Genomic DNA, 18,666 nt, shown 5'->3' with positions numbered 1-18,666 from the left:
CCCATATTTCCTAAAATTTAGTATAAAATATAAAAAATAATATAAATACTCTCGTTGTAAATAATTTTCCTTTAATGGAGTAAATATATTTTTTTAAGAAATATTATTCAGAAAATGACCGAAGAAATCCTTTTTAGTTTTTAAATATTCCAAATTTTCTTTTTCCGGATTAATTTCAAGAGGGATTCTATGGATTAATTTAATCGAACTATCTTTTATAAACGATATCTTTTCCGGATTATTAGTTAATAAATTTACAGATTGGATACCCAAGTCCTCCAAAATTTCCACGGCAATTTTAAAATCTCTTGCATCGGCTGGAAATCCTAATTCAATATTAGCTTCAGCAGTATTGAGACCTTTGTCTTGAAGATTGTATGCTTTAAGTTTGTTAATAATTCCGATATTTCTACCTTCCTGTCTTAAATAAAGGAGAACCCCACCATTTTCATGGATATATTTCATGGCTGCATCTAATTGCTTTCCACAATCACATCGTTTCGAATGAAATAAGTCCCCTGTAATGCATTCAGAATGTATACGAATATTTACGGTTTTTCTTAAATCCGTATTTTTACTGATCATTGCCAGATGAGGCATCCAATCGTTTTCATTTTCCGAATATGCTATTATTTCGAATTCTCCCCATTCGGTGGGTAAATTAGCTTCCGCTTGTCTTTTCATCTTCATTGTTTACAAATAGCAAAATTAATACAATTATTGATATGTGAAATTGACAGTATTCATTAACTTTATTTAGGATAAATCTAAATGAGTAACTATATAGCAATCAATTTTTAACCTAAAAGCAGTATCTTTGTAAGTACAAATAAATTAATTTATGACAAAAATTTTAATTGTTGAGGATGAGGAAACTATACGAAGAGTTTTAAAAAACATACTGCTTGAAGAAAATAAAAAATTTGAGATTGATGAGGCTAAAGATGGATTGGAAGCTAAGCAATTAATTGACAAGAATGAATATGACCTCGTAATTTGTGATATCAAAATGCCAAAGATGGACGGTGAGGAATTATTATGTCAGGTCATGAAAGAAAAACCTTTATTGCCCTTTATTATGATTTCGGGACACGGTACTATTGAAATTGCAGTTGATTGTATTAAAAAAGGGGCTTTTGATTATATTCCTAAACCCCCGGATTTAGGCAGGTTATTAAGTGCAGTAAGAAACGCATTGGATAAGAAAAATTTGATCACTGAAAACCAAAAGTTATTTTCTCAGAATAAAATATTAAAGAAGAAAGTAAGCAAGAAGTATGAAATGATCGGAAATTCTAAAAAGCTAAACGAAATTAAAGAAATAATTGATAAAATAGCTGCAAAAGATGCCAAGGTATTAATTACCGGTCCCAATGGTACAGGTAAAGAATTGGTAGCTCATTCCATACATGAAAAAAGTGATCGAGCCGCAATGACTATCGTCGAAGTAAATTGCGCTGCTATCCCTTCTGAATTAATTGAAAGCGAGCTTTTCGGTCATATGAAAGGATCTTTTACGGGAGCAGTAAAAGATAAGCAAGGTAAATTTGAATTAGCTGACAAAGGAACCTTGTTTTTGGATGAAATAGGTGATATGAGTTTATCGGCTCAGGCAAAAGTTTTAAGAGCTTTACAAGAGGGAAAAGTTAGCAGAGTGGGTAGTGATAATGAAATTTCTGTGGATGTTCGTGTAATTGCTGCAACGAACAAAAATTTAAAAGAAGAAATTAAACAAGGAAGATTCAGAGAAGATTTATATCATAGATTGTCTGTTATTGAACTAAAAGTTCCGGCATTGAAAGATAGAATTGAAGACATCCCTCTGTTAATTGAACATTTTTCAGGAATTATAGCAGAAGAACAGGGTTCTAAAGTTAAAAAGTTTGATAAAGAAGCTATTGAATTATTAAAAACTTTTGAATGGACCGGAAATATCCGTGAATTAAGGAATGTTGTGGAGAGATTAATTATTTTGGGAGGAGATACAATCACTAAACAAGATGTTATAAATTTTTGTTAATACTAATCAAGCTAAAAAGACTTTTATTTTATAAAATCTATAATTTTATTTTCTTTTACTAATTTTAAATTGTATAATATAAATTAAAATATATTTATAAAATATATTTAATAGGGCTGAATATTGAATTATTTATGTTATTTTAAATAATTATTTGGTTTTAATTAATTGTAAATAATAGTGCTATTAATTAAATGCATTTTACCATAATTTAACATATATTTATTATATGGAGTAAATATGTTATAAAGCCATAAATGCTGAATGTAGAGATCTATTATAAATTTTTTAAATTTGCAAAATTTTAAAAATAAAACTCTGTTTAATTTAAAATTCAGCCGGAACTCATTTTGAAATATTTAAACCAATGATTCAAAAATATATACATTAATTTCAGTTTAGTAAAAACTGATTTTAAGTACACACATACCTATCATAAGGTTTTTATTTTAATAAAGTTCATCGGTGGCATTAAAAATATATTTATACGATACTTAATGAAAAATGGAATTATCATTTTGGATTTCGGTTCCCAATATAATCAATTGATTGGACGTCGAATCCGCGAATTTGGTGTATACTCTGAAATTTTACCCTACTATACTCCATTAGAAGAAATATTATCACACCGGCCTAAAGGAATTATACTTTCCGGAGGTCCTTCGTCTGTTAATTCAAAGGATGCTCATCTGATTGAAAAGGAACTATACGAGCAAAATATACCCGTTTTGGGAATTTGCTACGGTATGCAGGTTACGGCTAAAATTTTAGGAGGCGAAGTATCGGAAGGAATAAAAGGAGAGTATGGGAAGTCTGATTTTAAAATTGTTAAGAATACTCCGTTACTGACTAATTTACCTGAAAACTCTACAGTATGGATGAGTCATTTTGATGAAGTAACTAAATTACCTGAAGGTTTTGAACTTATTGGAACATCCACTAATTCTATAGCATGTATTGCTCATGAAAATAAAAAAATATATGCTGTTCAATTTCATCCTGAGGTTTCCCACAGTGACTATGGAGAGCATATATTAAGAAATTTTGTTTTTGATATTTGTCAATGCAGTAAAAACTGGGAGATTTCTGATTTTATAGAAACAGAAGTCAGAAAGATCAGAGAGAAAGTTGGCAGCAAAAAAGTAATGCTCGGACTTTCTGGAGGGGTAGATTCTTCTGTTGCAGCTGTTTTAATACATAAAGCCATAGGAAATCAGCTTACCTGTATTTTCGTAGATACGGGCTTATTGCGTAAAAATGAAGGAGACAAAGTGATGAAAGTGTACGGAGAGCATTTCCATATGAATATAAAAAGAGTAAATGCAGAAGAAAGGTTTTTCTTTAAACTTAAAGGTGTAGATGAGCCGGAAAGAAAAAGAAAAATTATTGGTAATGAATTTATACGAGTTTTTGAAGAAGAAGCTTTTAAGATGGAAAATATAGATTTCCTTGCTCAAGGAACTATATATCCCGATGTAATAGAATCCAAATCTATAAAAGGACCTTCAGCAGTAATTAAATCACATCATAATGTAGGCGGTCTACCCGATGAGCTTAATCTCCAATTATTAGAACCTTTGCGAGAATTATTTAAAGATGAAGTTAGAAAAGTAGGTATTGAATTAGGCATTCCAAAAGAATTGGTATACCGTCATCCATTCCCCGGACCCGGTTTGGGAATACGCGTGATAGGTGAAGTTGATGAAGAAAAAGTAAAAATTTTACAGGAAGCAGATGATATATTTATTGAGGAATTAAATAAACACGATTTATATGATAAAGTAAGTCAGGCATTTGTAGTTCTTTTGCCCGTGAAATCGGTTGGGGTTATGGGGGATGAAAGGACTTATGAATATACAGCAGTGATACGCTCAGCAAATACTGTAGACTTTATGACGGCTACTTGGTCAAAATTCCCTTATGAATTTTTAGAATTGGTTTCTAATCGTATTATCAATGAAGTTAAAGGTATAAATCGCGTGGCCTATGATATTTCTTCTAAACCACCGGCTACTATTGAATGGGAATAAAATAGTATATATAAAAAACGTCCTGAATTAATTCAATTCAGGACGTTTTTTATTTTAACATTTCATGCATAAATGGACAAGATAAATAAATGTTTATATTTTTGTAATTAAATATAATGTTTATTGATATATTTGTATATAGTAAATAAAATGGCATGCTGCATAAAGAATCTATAAATTTTCTATCAGAATTAACTAAAAATAATAATAGAGAATGGTTTGCTGAAAATAAAGATTGGTATGAAAATTCACGTAAAGATTTTGAGCAATTAGTGACTGAGTTGCTTCAATCAATTTCTCAATTTGATATCCAAACTAGATATTTAAACCCTAAAAAATGTATATTCAGGATTTATAGAGATATACGATTTTCAAAAGACAAAACTCCTTATAAAACTCATTTTGGAGCGGTATTCAATGAAAAAAAAGGATCAGGATTTTATATACACATACAACCGAATAATAATTTTCTAAGCTGCGGATTTTATGATTTAACTTCGAAACAAGTAAAGAACGTTCGAAAAGGTATTGAAGAAAATTTTGAAGAATTTAAATCGATTCTATCTGAAAGCAAATTCAAAAAAGAAATCGGCGATTTATCCAGAGATTCCGATGTTTTAAAAAGAGTACCTGCAGGATTTGATATAGAAAGCCCGGCTGTTGAATATTTGAAGTTAAAACGATTTTATGTAACCAAACCCTTCGCCCAAGAAAAATTATTTTCTGATAACTTTATAGAATATACTACGAATCTATATAAAATTATGCATCCGATTTATGAATTTTTAGAAGAATTCGCGCACGAATAAATCCAATTAAGGTATAATGATTGATGATTAATTCATTATGATGGAAAAAAAATCTTATACCTCAGAAAAACATTATGTTCATAAGATCGGTTGGTTGCGTGCAGCAGTTTTAGGAGCAAATGACGGTATACTTTCTACAACCAGTTTAGTAATAGGAGTTGCAGCAGCTAGTACCAATAGAGAATTTATTATTTTATCTGCCGTATCGGGGATAATTGCCGGAGCCATGTCTATGGCTTCAGGAGAATATGTTTCGGTGAGTTCCCAGGAGGACATTGAAAAATCGGATTTAATCAGAGAGCAAAGAGAATTAGATGCGACACCTGAGGTAGAATTACAAGAACTAGCTAAAATTTATCAAAAACGGGGATTAGATAAGGAACTATCAATTAAAGTAGCTGAACAACTTACGAATCATAATGCGTTAGCAGCCCATGCAAGGGATGAGCTGGGAATTAATGAAATATCTAAAGCTCGACCTTTACAAGCAGCTTTAGCATCCTTATTTTCTTTTTTATCGGGTGGAATTTTACCTTTACTTCTTTCGATTTTTGCACCTCTCACTCATATGGTTTTAATGCAATATTTATTTTCAATTATCTTTCTTATTATACTTGGAGCCATATCTGCAAAGACCGGCGGGTATAGCATGCTAAAAGGAATGTTCAAAATTGCTTTTTGGGGCACTCTTTCGATGGGTTTAGCAGCCTTCGTTGGGCATCTTTTTGGCGTTCAAGTCGGATAGTGTAAATTTTATAAGAATTAATCTGTTAAATTGTTTTTATCTAATGGAATGTTTCTAAAATTAAGTGTATTATCTATATTTTAGTTAAGCTACGATTAAACCTTTAAATCATTAATGATTACAAAAAATACTACTAAAAATAATATGGAACGATTCAATTTATAGAAAATATCTATACACATAAATTTAAAATCCTCGATTATATAACGAAATAGGCTAAAAAAGATTAAAATAGTAAACAATTATTTATATTTGAAAAAAATTTCCGAGTTGAATTTTACCTGGTTTATATCCAAAAAAATAGCTTTATCAAAAAGTAATAAAAATAATCTTTCGCAAACCATCATTCGTATCGGTCAAACGGCTATTGCAATAGGTATCGTAGTGTCTGTTTTAACTATGGCTATAGGGCTTGGATCTAAAAAAGCCATTAAACAAAAAATGGCCGATTTCAACGGTCATATCACCATTAGAAGTTACGACAGTAACAATTCATTCAACAGTTCCAAACTAAATAGAAAAAATGTACAGCTTGAAAAAATAAAAAATAATCCTGAGGTTTCCAATATTCAAGAATATGCTACCCGAAGCGGCGTAATTAGAACAAATATAAGTTTTGCCGGAGTTATTTTAAAAGGAGTTTCGGAAGATTTTGACCGCAAACGATTTAAAGAGTTCATGATTAAAGGGGAAATTCCCAACTATTCTAAAAATTCGATAAGTAATGAGGTGATTTTGTCCGAAAAAATTGCCAAAGAAATGAAGCTGGATATAGATTCAACTTTTGTCATGTTTTTTGTAAGAGAAAATCAAACACCTATTTACAGACGATTTACATTGAAGGGAATTTTCAGGACAGATATAAAACAAATTGATGATGTCTTTTTGATAGGAGATATACAACATATCCAAAAATTAAATCATTGGAACGGAGATGATATAGGAGGATATGATATTTTTATAAAAGATATTGAAGAATTAGACACGGTTTTCCCTAAAATTGAAGAATGTGCCGGATTTAATAATTATGCAGAAAAGGCAACAACAACATTTTCACAAATCAATGATTGGATACGTATTTTTGATACCAATATTTTCATAATCATGTCGATTATGATGGTTGTAGTTGTCATAAATATTATTATGGTGCTTCTTATTCTGATTATTGAGCGAACCAATTCAATAGGAATGTTAAAAACGTTGGGAGCATCAAATAAACAAATTAGAAAAATTTTTATAAATTATACTCTTTTCATAATGATTCCGGGATTATTGGTGGGAAATTGTATTGCTATTGCATTGTTATATATTCAAAAGTATTTTGAGGTTATAAAATTGAATCCTGATAATTACTATGTAAGTTCAGTACCGGTTTACATAAATTTCTTTTATATTTTTATTATATCTTTGGTTTCTTTAGTTATTAGCGGAATAGTGTTACTTTTACCTTCTTATTTAATAACTAAAATATCTCCTATAAAAGCTATAAAATTTCAATAAATATGTTAAATAAGAAGAAAATAAAAGTAAGTATAAGCGGTTTATTATCTTCACTTTTGTTGCAATTTTTCATATTTCAAGTTATAAAATTGAGTTTAAATCCGACGGATAGTTGGTATTATCGTTTTATAATAAAAGTAAAGTTTTTTTTTAATTCAGTATTCGGAAATATTTCAATTTCAATAGGAGATATATTTTATATAATTTTAGCCGTATTTATCTTAGCATGTTTGATACAAGCATTCGTTTTTTTTATAAAAAAGAAGAAAGAAAAAATAACAGCATGTTTTATAAAGATCTTACTTCTTTTAAACATTTTATACGGATGGTTTATGTTGTCGTTTGGGCTTTTATACAACTATAGAAATTTCTCCCAATATGAAAATTCTCAAGAAAAATTATTTTTAATTGATTATAAAATTGTTGCGGGTCATTTGTTAAATGAATGTGTTAAATTAAAGGAGGAAGTTTCCAACAATAAAAAAGGAGAATTTACGGTCAACCGTGAAAAGATGATTCAAATAATTAATCAAGAACAAAGTGCTTTTTATGGTATTCCGAGGCAAAGAGAAAACGTTAAAAAATCAATCTTTAATCCCATTTTAATTAAATTGGGAATATTGGGATATTATAATCCATTTACAGGAGAAGCTCAAGTAGCTAAAGGAATTCCCGATACATCGATCCCCTTTACCATAGCACATGAAATGGGACATCAGGTAGGAGTGGCTAGAGAAGATGAAGCAAACTTTTATTCCTTTTATATGGGAGAATCTTCACCTAATAAAGATTTTCAATATAGTGTTAAATATAAAGCTTTAAATTATCTATTGCGAGAAATCTATGTAAATGATTCTGCATTTGTGCATTTACTTTTACGAAATTATTCGGAAGGAATGAAATTAGATCGAGAAAAAGAAAAAAAATATTATCTGGGAATGTCAGGGTTAGGATCAGATGTATTTTCTTATATGAATAATATATACCTTAAATCAAATTCGCAAAAAGAGGGAATTATTGCTTATAATCTTGTATCTCAAATGATTGTCAGCTATTACAAAAAACAATATCCTTCCTTGTTTTTAAAAGAAAACCCTTTAATTCAATAAAATAAAAATTAAGAGAAGCAATAGTTTATAGTTATATAAATTTATATCTTCACTAAACTCATAAACTTTGTATATAATCAACCGGTTATAGTTGAATCATATCCGGTTCCTCCCTTTACTTTATTGACCGGTCATACATCAGATTATCCTGATTTATTGAATCAATAAAATCTGGTATTTTCAAGTATAAAACAAAAATTTACATCGATGAAGATAAATTAAGAATTAAATACTTGACAATGGGACACAATAAGTATATTTGTAAACACTATACTAAACTTTGTATATGTATAAAATAATTAAAATTCTTGTAGTAAGCAGCCTAATAATTTCATGTGCACGAGTTGGGAGTCCAAGCGGAGGTCCTAAAGATATTACACCTCCTAAATTTTTAGGCTCTAAACCGGATACATTAGCTACAAATGTTAATCCTAATACTAAAGAAATTGTATTAAATTTTGATGAATATGTGATTTTGAGAGACATAGCACAGCAGGTCATCATTTCACCACCTCCCGCAATTACCCCAACCATTTCTCCGGTTGGTACAGCAAGGAAATACGTAACCGTTCGTTTTTATGAACCGTTACTTTCGAATACTACCTATACTATCAATTTTGGATCGAGTATTCAAGATAATAACGAAGGAAATAAATTAAACAATTTTTCCTATACATTTTCTACGGGAAATACAATTGATAGTCTACAAGTTAATGGTACGGTTAGGCAAAGTTTAAAAAAAGAATTGGCAAACCCGACGATCGTATCCTTGTATAAGATTGAAAAAGATAAATCAGGTAAAGATTCCGTAAATTTAAAAAATAAACCCTATTACATTTCAAGAGTAGATTCTGCAGGAAATTTCAAATTAAAACATTTACATGAAGGAAAGTATAGATTATTGGCATTTAATGATCTAAATTCAAATTTAATTCCTGACACGGATAAAGAAATGGTAGGATTTGCAGCAAAAGATATTAATCCCTTGTATTCGGAAACTTATTCATTAGTTTTGTCTCCTGTAAAGCAATCGTACAAATTTTTAAAAGCAGAACAAGAGGGTCAGGGCATAATAAAAGTTAAATTTAAAGGACACCCCGATAAATTAAGTATAACTCCTGTTGATCATGATTTTCCTTCTTATAAAATAGAACATCAGCCCTTTGCTGACAGTTTATATGTATATTTTAACAATGCAGAATTAAAAAAAACAGAGAAGAAATTTAGATTAAAATTACTTTTAAAATACCTTCAAAAAGTAGATACGCTTAATTTATTATATGATAATACCTTAAAGTCTGAGTTGTCAATTACACCCATCGAAAAAGAAGTTTCACCCACTACCTGTTTTATGTTAAAAGCATCCAATTATATTGATCGGATTGACAAAAACAGAATAGAAGTAAGTAAAAATAATGAACCCATAAATTTTAATGCGGAAATAGATTCTTTAAATGCTAAAAATATTGCTATTAAATTTCCTGTAGCTTATGATACGGAATACAAGGTAACCATCAAAGATCAATCATTTAAAGATTTTTTAAATCAAACTAATAAAGATACGTTGTCATATGTTATTAAAACAAAAAAGCAGAATGAATTTGGAAATTTAAGTATCAGATTACAAAATAAGCCTGATTCAAAATTTTTCTTTCAACTGGTAAATGAAAAATACGAAGTATTGGAAAATATTTATGGATCTCAAGATACTTTTGTATTTCAAAACATGAAACCGGGAAAATATTTGATTCGTATATTGGTGGATGAAAATAATAACGGAATTTGGGATCCGGCAGATCTGGAAAATTTCAAACCGGCAGAACCTACCTATTTATATCCCAATGTTATCGATGTCAGGCCCTTATGGGATATTAATGAAGTTTGGATTTTATAAATTCAGTATCCATATTTAAACTATAAACGATAATTCATTACTGATGAAAAAAATATTGCTTTATGGAATTATCATTTTTTTATCTTTCCAATTAATTCAAATAGATAAAGAAAATCCATCGGTTAACAAAAAAATAGACTATAACCGGGTAACACATGCAACTCCGGAAATACAAAAAATTTTAAAAAAAGCCTGCTACGATTGTCATTCTAATGAAGTAAATTATCCATGGTATTCTTCCATTGCTCCTATATCTTGGTTTATTAAAGAACATGTAAATCAAGGAAAAGAATATGTTAATTTTTCAGAATATGGAAAATATAATCGTTATCAGAAAGAACATATTAATTCATCCCTATACCGAGTAATTGAAAATAAAACCATGCCCCTCAACAGTTATCTTTGGATGCACAAAGAGGCAAATTTATCGGAAAAAGATTATATCCTTTTACTCAATTGGTTTCAGACACAATGTAGCATAAAAAATTAAAAATGCATACATTTTGTAGATACCTGTTAGATGGAAAATGTAAAAGGAAAATTAAATCAATCAACAGAACAGGATAGTAATGAGTTTATATCATAATTTTATGAAACCTATTAAAAAAGGAGATACTATTTTAATTGTAGCACCGGCAGGAGCAGTTAAAAAAGAGGACATTCAACCGGCGATAGATATAATTACAAAACAAGGCTGGAAGTATGAAATAGGTAAAAATACATTCAATCATTATTATTTCGGATATAATTATTCGGGAACAGTAAAAGAAAGGTTGGAAGATTTGCAATGGGCATTAGATCATCCCCGTGCTAAGGCTATATGGTTTGCCCGAGGCGGCTATGGAGGTGTACAACTAGTGGATTTTTTAAAATTGAATAAATTTAAAGAAAATCCTAAATGGTTAATCGGATATTCGGATAATACGGTTTTTCATCAGCATTTTAATAGAAGAGGAATTCCTACTTTACATGCAACCGTTTGTAAATCATTACCGCAAGGACAGTCAGATGAAACCTATACAACCCTTGTGGATGCCTTAGAGAATAGAAAACTTGAATATGAAATAGAAAGCACTTCTTTTAATAAAACAGGAAAAGTTGAAGGAATTTTGACGGGAGGCAACCTATCGATTTTATACAGTCTGTTAGGAAGTAGATCCTTAGATCATTGGGAAGATAAAATTATATTTATGGAGGATTGGTATGAGAATTATTATCATATTGATCGAATGCTGATCGGATTGAAAAGAGCGGGAGTATTTAATAAAATTAAAGGATTATTGGTAGGAGCTTTTACGAAAATGGATTCAAAAGATGAAAATAAATTCTATGATGAACCGTTTGATCAAGAAGCCTATAAAATTATTGCTTTACGATTTCAAAAATACAATATTCCCATGGCATTTGGTTTTCCCGGGGGACATATTTTCGATACACGCGCTTTAATGATGGGAGGAAACATAATTCTAGATATACAAAAAGATAAGGTTTTTCTTAGAAATACAATTTAATCAATAGATATAGTTAATAGAAAATAAATATATCAGATCGAATTACGATCTTTTTTTCACTATATAAAGGAAATACCATCTGTAAGCTTAAAACTTACCTCAAGGCATGAAAATCCTAAATACAGTAAAAATATTATACTGTATTTAGATTATAAGATTATAAATTATTATTAATTAGAAAATACTATTTTCTTTTTTGCTACATAATTAATTATAGATACTGCGAAAATAGCGGCAGCTTTACAAAATACTATGTCTCCTATAGTATAAAAGTAAAAACTAATGGGTTTGTTAACGAAGAAATGAAAAAACGCAAATGCTCCCCAACTCATAAACATAGTAATTATAGAAAGGCTAAAAAATAGTACAAATTCCTTTCTTCTGGAATGTTTACCTCGTTCAAAAACATAGCGAATGCTAAAAAAATAATTGCTCAAAATACCCGCTCCGGTAGATAAAAGATTGGATAATGGGTAAGCGTTGGACTTGTTTTCAAAAGAAAAAAAATGAGGCAGCATATTAGGCAAGCTTAGTAATTTCATACAAAAAATTTCAATTACGGCACTTAAGGCTCCTGCTAGAAAAAACAAAACTAATTGTTTTTTGTGCTTATTTATGGAAGTGATCACTTAATAGAAATTATTAAAAATTTTTACAAAAATAGATTAATTTTTTTTATTTCTGTAATTTTGGATTAAATAAATAATAATTTAAAACATAGACTGAATATGTCAAGCAAAGATTATATGAAATATACTCCGCAAGAATTTTTAAATAAAACTCCTAAAGAATTGGGATTCTTTTTTCCGGCTGAATTTTATCCTCATAAATCTACTTGGTTATCTTGGCCGCATAAAGAATTATCATGGCCGGGTAAAATTGAAAAAATCTATGCCCCGTATGCGCAATTTATAGAAGAGGTATCTAAAGGAGAAGAAGTTAATATAAATGTGGTTAGTGTTGAAATGAAAGACTTTGCCATGAGTTATATAGAAAAAACAAATGCTAATTTGGATATGATCAATTTTTATATTCATCCGACTAATGATGCATGGTGTCGCGACCATGGTCCCGCGTTTGTAATTAATCCCCATTCATTAGAACATAAAAAAGCCATTGTAAATTGGAATTATAATGCCTGGGGTGATAAATATCCTCCCTATGATTTGGATAATGAAATACCTCTTCATATAGCCAAAGAAGAAAGATTACCTGTTTTTAATCCGGGCATAGTGATGGAAGGTGGTTCCGTTGAATTTAACGGTAAAGGAACGGTACTAACATCTAAGTCATGTCTACTTAATAAAAACAGAAATCCTCATTTAAATCAAAGTCAAATCGAAGAATATCTGAAAAATTATTATGGAGTAAATCAAGTCCTTTGGATCGATGAGGGAATTGTTGGAGATGATACAGATGGTCATATAGATGATACCGTACGTTTTATAAATGAAAATACCGTACTTGCTGTGGTAGAAGATAATAAAAATGATGAAAACTATCATATATTACAACATAATCTAAAACAATTAAAAGCTATGAAGCTTCCTGATGGTTCTCCTTTACAAGTTATAGAATTACCTATGCCAGAACCGGTATATTACGATGGATGTCGTTTACCTGCTTCTTATGCAAATTTTTACATAGCTAATAAATCAGTGATCGTACCTATTTTTAATGGTGAAAATGATAAACGAGCGTTGGATATCATAAAAAAATGTTTTCCGAATAGAAATGTAATAGGAATAGATTCCACTGATATCATTTGGGGATTAGGTAGTTTCCATTGTTTGAGTCAACAGGAACCGGCAATTTAATAGCTATCAATTAAAAAAGTGGAATGAATCTCTTTAACGATTTAATTTTAACCCAAATTATCTTAAAAAAATAACACTTTGTATTTTACAAATGAAGAGATAAAAAAATACTAGTTTTTAGCAAATTAAAGTAAATAAAAAAGTCGCAATTATATTGCGACTTTAATTATTTGTATGATATAATTATGCGTGTCTTTTTTAAATAATATTGTTGAACTAATCTTATAATACTCAACATTAAAAACTGTTTATTTCTTAATTAGCCAAAGCTAAACAAGAAAACACAGGTTCAGGATAAACTCCCAAAAGGATTATTAAAATTACCAATATAACAGCTATAACATTGTAAATAATGGGAGCTTTTTTAGCTTCATTTAATTCTTTATAACCCGGTTTAAAATACATGGCAATGATAAGCTTAAGATAGTATCCAATACTGATTGCAGATCCTATAATAGCTATAATGACTAATATCGGTTGAGTATATAATGCTTGTGAAAACAACGTAAATTTAGCAATGAATCCGGAAGTTAACGGAATACCTGCCATTGATAATAGAGAGATTGTAGTTACTAAAGCTAAGATGGGTTGTTTCTTGGCCAGCCCGTTGAAAGCATTTATATCGGTAATACCATTTGAAATTCTTTCGATGTAAATAAGGCTGATAAAAGCACCTATAGTTGAAAGTGAATAAGCTAATAAATAGAATGCTAATGTATAGATAGAATTAGCATCTGTATTAAAATAAATTAGCAATAAATAACCGGCATGCGAAATACTGGAATATGCCAACATTCTTTTAGCATTTTTTTGCAATACACCTACAATATTGGCAGATAGTAATGTTAAAATTGCTGCATAGAAAATTATATATTGCCATTGGTTTAGTTGACCGATAAAAGCTGTTTCAACCAATTTATATAAAGCAACAAAACCTGATATTTTTACCACAGAAGCCATAAAAGCTGTGATTAGGGAAGGAGAGCCTTCGTATACGTCCGGAGCCCAAAAATGAAAAGGAACTATGGATATTTTAAAAAGTAACCCGACTAACAATAGAATTATACCGGTTATGTACATAGTAGGGTAGTGAGACGCTTGTATACTGTACAAACGAATAGTTTGTAAATCAAAAGATCCGGTTATACCGTATATTAATGCAATTCCGAAAAGTAAAAATCCGGTTGCAAATGCTCCTAATAGGAAGTATTTGATGGAAGCTTCATTGGAACGTAAGTCATTCTTATTGCTTCCTGCTAATACATATAAAGGAATAGATAAAATTTCAATACCTAAAAATAAAGTAATTAAATTTTGGTAGGAGAAAAGGACTATACCGCCACAAAGTGCAAAAAGCATTAAGCTATATACCTCTGCCTGATGATGATCTATGAGACGAAATGCATATTTTCCTAAGAATACGATTAGCAAAGTGGTCAAAATAGATATTTGAGTAAATATTTTGGCCGTTTGATCAAAAGCAAACATGGATGCATATCGTGTGAAAAAAGGACTATCTCCGTAAAAAGAGACGATCAAAGCGATAAGTAATCCTAAAATTGCAAATGGTTGAGAGTATTTTCCTTGCCCGAAAACACCTGAATATAAACTCAGAATGGCTGCTGCGAAAATAATGATGATGATGCTCATTATATTTTTAGTATTTTTTGTAAAGTTTTGCTGCCAAAGTTACAATTTTTGATTAAACTGTGAAATTAAAAAATGAAAATAGTAACGTATTATAATAACGCCGATATATTTGATAAATTTATGAAATATAATAAGTTGTTTTAAATTTCAGATGCCTTGCTAATTTATAGATTTTATCTTAACACTAAGTAATTGTATTATTTATTTACCCATTTTTCATCAGTTTTCCTACAATATTTTTATGCTATATAATAGGTAGGATATTAAGATACAGTACCAAAAAGTAAAAAGATTGTTGAAAAACAATCTTTTTACTTTTTTTAAAGCTATAGTAGTTTAAAAAATTTATTTACTTACTAAGGCAAAATGTCCGGGAGATACGCCGGTTGATTTCGACCATTGTAAGTCGCCATTTTTTGAGAAATAATATATTTTTCCATTGGAAACAAAATCCATAGCATCTCCAATATAAAAGCTGCCATTTTCAGGATCGGCAATTATCCCATACGGAGCCATAATTTCAGACTTTAAACCCTCTTTGATTAATTGGAAACTTATCACTTTTTGCGTATCTATATTTATAATACCATAATTATTTATAGTTTTTCCTGATGAATATTCTGATCCATAAAAATAAAGTTTGTCTTTATAAAAAGTGAAGTCTGAAACCGCTAAATTCAGTTTATTAATGACTTGATCAGTCGATGGATCAATAACAGCAACGAAAGGCTTTAAATTAGCATAATCGCCTCTTGAAGTAACCCAAATATGATTATTCTTATCTTTACGTATTCTATGTAAGTTTTTACCGATTTCGATATCATTAATTTTTGTAAAACTGTTCATGTCAATTACAGAAACCGTTGTGTCATAATCCGGAGAATAATATCCTCCTGAATTAGCAACATAAAGCTTATTATTTACAATAGTCATTTCTTCCGGATTGCGTCCGACAGTAACTTCATTTACAATGGTGCCGTTAGTAAGATCAACTTTGGCAACATATCCTTGTCCGTTGGGAGTAGAACCGGCATATGAAGATACATACGCATAGTCACCGTTAAATGTAATGTATCTGCAATTTGGAATAGTTATTTTTCCTATATGCTTGGCTGTTTTAGCGTCCATAATTTCAACATAATTAGAACCGTTGATTACGGCATACATTTTATCCTTATAAATTTTTAAATCATTACCGGTATCGCCCAATCCACCTTGATCAGGGTTGATTTTAGTAAAATAGTTATTAAAAAAATCAGCTGTATCATAATCAAAATAGGATAGAGAAGAGTTGTTTTGTTGATAATTACCTTCATTCAAAATATATAACCCTTTTTTGGCATCCGGTTGGGATATAATGTTTGAATCATCTTCATACCATGAATCGTCATTACTACAAGAAACAATAAACCCTGTAATAATTACTAAAATTGGTACTAAAAATTTCCTTGCTACCATAGTTTCTAGTTTTTTCATATGTTTAATTTAATGATGATCGTATAGTTTCTACCCGGCATGGGATAATTGGCTACTATGTCGTAATATTTATTAAAAATATTATTGATTTGTAAAGATGCTTTGCATTTGATATTAGTGAAAAATAATTCTCTTGAAAGTTGTATATCATGAGTATACCAAGCTTTTACATGATTATCAGGATTATTAGAAGGAGAATTGTACCGTTCTCCCGTATACATAAAGCTGTAATTTAGATTCCAATCTCTGTAAGCAGCTTCTAAAGTAAATGTCCCACTGTGCCAAGGTATATAAGGAAGTTGATTTTTATAATTTAAAATAGGAGAAGATAAATTTTGTGCATCTTCATACGTATAGGTTATCAGGGTTGAAACTAAAACGTTTTTTATTACTATTGAAGTCTTAGAAGATAAGTCTAACCCTTTTATACGTGCTTTACCAAAATTTAACATGGTCCAACGAAATTGTTGTCCTTTAGGATAAGCTATAATTTTATCTTTGACCGTATTATAATAGGCATCAATAGTTAAATCAAAATGAGTAAAACTACCGGAAGTAAAGTTTTTATTTATACGAATACCTGCATCGAACTGATTAGTATATTCCGGTTTTAAATTTGAATTTCCAAAATCTGTATAGTATAAATCATTAAATGTTGGCATTCTAAAAATTCTCTTGTAAAAACCATGAATGCTAATATCTTTAGAATGTAAAGGTTGGTAATTTAAGAAAACAGCAGGGGTAAATTCATTTTTGTCTGAAGCTGTACCCATGCTGTTCATGTGTTTCGTTTTATCTTGCACAAATGTACCTAAAACACTTGTTTGAATTTTAAGTTTATCCCAATGGAAAGCTGTAGCCAAAGCGATCATTTCTGTATTTCTCGAAGGAGAAGCAAAATTTTTTAAATCGGCATTCATTCCGTTATGTTGGTAATCTGCAGATAAAGAAATATCCCAAAAAGAAAATAAAGTAACCAGTTGTGAGGATGTAATATATAGTTCATCTTGCTTATAAGTATTGTTAATACGATTGGAAAATTTATTTCCCCAAATAGGATCATTAAAAACTTCTAAATTTTTATAATGGGTAAAATCATGAGCATATTTAGCGTTTAATGCTATTCTGTATTTTGTGCTGATTATTTTTTCAAAAGAACCCTGCAAAAATAAATTACGATCCCATTGTTGAGCAAACTGATACCTTTTATACGAATTTTTTAAAACGGCACCGGGTATTCCTCTGCTTGAATCATAATAATATCCTTTCAGATTCCATTTACCATGAGGTAGGATGCCAAATAAATTTCCTTCTGTTCGAAAAGCACTTATGTTACCATTTTGTCTTACAGCGATCGTATCCCAATTACCTTTCTTTTGTTGAAATTTATATTTTCCATCTGAATTAATATATTCCATAGTAAGAGAAGATGAAATTAATGAGGATAATTTTTGTTCCCATAGGAGGGAGGTGTTAATTAAATGAAATGATCCGGAACGATAAGTAGCGCCTATATTAGTTTTTTTTTCACCCGTAAAAACAGGGCGTTTGGTGGTTAAATAGATACTTCCGGCAGAGCCGAAATCTTTAGCGGGTTGGAATATTTGACTTTTTTGTCCGTTGTATACTGATATTGATTCTAAATTATCCATGGAAAATTTTCCTAAATCAACCATTCCGTTTTGAGCATTTCCTATGGCTATTCCATCATAAAATACACCTACGTGTTCGCTTCCCATTCCTCGAATGTTAACTGTTTTCATTCCTCCTACACCTCCATAATCTTTAAGTTGAATTCCTGAAAATAATCGTACGGCATCAGCTACCGAAGAGCTGTTTCGATTTTCTAATTCTTTTCCTTTCAATTCTTGGAAAGGAATTATTCCTTTATCATTTCTTTTTCCCGTTGCCAGTATTTCCTGTAATTCTGTTACAGTAATGCTGTCTTTTTTTTCTTGGGAATAAGATAATGGACTCATCAGGCTTAATAAAAAAGCAAATACACTATATTTATGATTGATGTTCATCATCATGGAGTCGAATATCTTAAATTACAGATATAGTAAACTAGTTTCCGGAAAAGTAAACAGGAAAAGTGAATATGA

Annotated in this window: 15 protein-coding genes; 10 read left to right on the top strand and 5 right to left on the bottom strand. The window is 30.1% G+C overall.

Annotated elements, in window-relative coordinates; translation table 11 throughout:
• Window positions 1-93: 93 nt before the first annotated feature.
• The gene (gene ribA, locus GFV00_RS03295) at window positions 94-684 is read right to left on the bottom strand and encodes a GTP cyclohydrolase II (RefSeq protein WP_160557307.1); all 591 of its coding nucleotides are present in this window, start codon (window positions 682-684) and stop codon (window positions 94-96) included.
• A gap of 157 nt (window positions 685-841) precedes the next feature.
• Here ribA and GFV00_RS03290 point away from each other — a divergent pair, with 157 nt between their 5' ends.
• From GFV00_RS03290 to GFV00_RS03250, 9 genes are all read left to right on the top strand, one after another.
• On the top strand, window positions 842-2,020 hold the full coding sequence (locus tag GFV00_RS03290) for a sigma-54 dependent transcriptional regulator (RefSeq protein WP_105297927.1): 1,179 nt from the start codon (window positions 842-844) through the stop codon (window positions 2,018-2,020).
• Between the two features lie 497 nt (window positions 2,021-2,517).
• On the top strand, window positions 2,518-4,050 hold the full coding sequence (gene guaA, locus GFV00_RS03285; protein WP_160557232.1) for a glutamine-hydrolyzing GMP synthase: 1,533 nt from the start codon (window positions 2,518-2,520) through the stop codon (window positions 4,048-4,050).
• Window positions 4,051-4,205: 155 nt separating this feature from the next.
• The gene (locus GFV00_RS03280) at window positions 4,206-4,859 is read left to right on the top strand and encodes a DUF2461 domain-containing protein (RefSeq protein ID WP_160557233.1); all 654 of its coding nucleotides are present in this window, start codon (window positions 4,206-4,208) and stop codon (window positions 4,857-4,859) included.
• 40 nt (window positions 4,860-4,899) lie between these two features.
• Window positions 4,900-5,604, top strand: a complete 705-nt coding sequence (locus GFV00_RS03275) for a VIT family protein (RefSeq protein ID WP_160557234.1) — start codon at window positions 4,900-4,902, stop codon at window positions 5,602-5,604.
• 270 nt (window positions 5,605-5,874) lie between these two features.
• A complete protein-coding gene (locus GFV00_RS03270; RefSeq protein ID WP_160557308.1) occupies window positions 5,875-7,104 on the top strand; it encodes an FtsX-like permease family protein in 1,230 nt (409 codons plus the stop codon).
• Between the two features lie 2 nt (window positions 7,105-7,106).
• Window positions 7,107-8,213, top strand: a complete 1,107-nt coding sequence (locus GFV00_RS03265) for a DUF3810 family protein (RefSeq protein WP_160557235.1) — start codon at window positions 7,107-7,109, stop codon at window positions 8,211-8,213.
• A 286-nt stretch (window positions 8,214-8,499) separates the two neighbouring features.
• Window positions 8,500-10,107 carry an Ig-like domain-containing protein gene (locus GFV00_RS03260; RefSeq protein WP_160557236.1) on the top strand — a complete coding sequence of 536 codons (1,608 nt, stop codon included), beginning with the start codon at window positions 8,500-8,502 and terminating at the stop codon, window positions 10,105-10,107.
• 43 nt (window positions 10,108-10,150) lie between these two features.
• Window positions 10,151-10,597 carry a heme-binding domain-containing protein gene (locus tag GFV00_RS03255; RefSeq protein WP_160557237.1) on the top strand — a complete coding sequence of 149 codons (447 nt, stop codon included), beginning with the start codon at window positions 10,151-10,153 and terminating at the stop codon, window positions 10,595-10,597.
• 100 nt (window positions 10,598-10,697) lie between these two features.
• Window positions 10,698-11,618 (top strand): LD-carboxypeptidase, encoded by a 921-nt coding sequence (locus tag GFV00_RS03250; protein ID WP_160557238.1) that lies wholly within the window; start codon window positions 10,698-10,700, stop codon window positions 11,616-11,618.
• Between the two features lie 170 nt (window positions 11,619-11,788).
• Here GFV00_RS03250 and GFV00_RS03245 read toward each other — a convergent pair whose 3' ends face one another.
• Window positions 11,789-12,247, bottom strand: a complete 459-nt coding sequence (locus GFV00_RS03245) for a GtrA family protein (RefSeq protein ID WP_368733470.1) — start codon at window positions 12,245-12,247, stop codon at window positions 11,789-11,791.
• 99 nt (window positions 12,248-12,346) lie between these two features.
• Here GFV00_RS03245 and GFV00_RS03240 point away from each other — a divergent pair, with 99 nt between their 5' ends.
• The gene (locus GFV00_RS03240) at window positions 12,347-13,435 is read left to right on the top strand and encodes an agmatine/peptidylarginine deiminase (RefSeq protein ID WP_160557240.1); all 1,089 of its coding nucleotides are present in this window, start codon (window positions 12,347-12,349) and stop codon (window positions 13,433-13,435) included.
• Between the two features lie 255 nt (window positions 13,436-13,690).
• Here the strand turns inward: GFV00_RS03240 and GFV00_RS03235 are convergent, their stop codons facing one another.
• From GFV00_RS03235 to GFV00_RS03225, 3 genes are all read right to left on the bottom strand, one after another.
• Complete coding sequence (locus tag GFV00_RS03235) at window positions 13,691-15,085, bottom strand: NADH-quinone oxidoreductase subunit N (RefSeq protein WP_160557241.1); 1,395 nt, start codon at window positions 15,083-15,085, stop codon at window positions 13,691-13,693.
• 345 nt (window positions 15,086-15,430) lie between these two features.
• On the bottom strand, window positions 15,431-16,561 hold the full coding sequence (locus GFV00_RS03230) for a YncE family protein (RefSeq protein WP_160557242.1): 1,131 nt from the start codon (window positions 16,559-16,561) through the stop codon (window positions 15,431-15,433).
• Window positions 16,558-18,594 carry a TonB-dependent receptor gene (locus GFV00_RS03225; protein ID WP_221411015.1) on the bottom strand — a complete coding sequence of 679 codons (2,037 nt, stop codon included), beginning with the start codon at window positions 18,592-18,594 and terminating at the stop codon, window positions 16,558-16,560. Before GFV00_RS03225 ends, GFV00_RS03230 begins: the two co-directional genes overlap by 4 nt.
• Between the last annotated feature and the right edge of the window lie 72 nt (window positions 18,595-18,666).

The organism is Apibacter sp. B3935, assembly GCF_009827705.1.
In the GTDB taxonomy this organism is placed as follows: domain Bacteria; phylum Bacteroidota; class Bacteroidia; order Flavobacteriales; family Weeksellaceae; genus Apibacter.
This window is presented reverse-complemented; position numbering and strand designations above follow the sequence as displayed.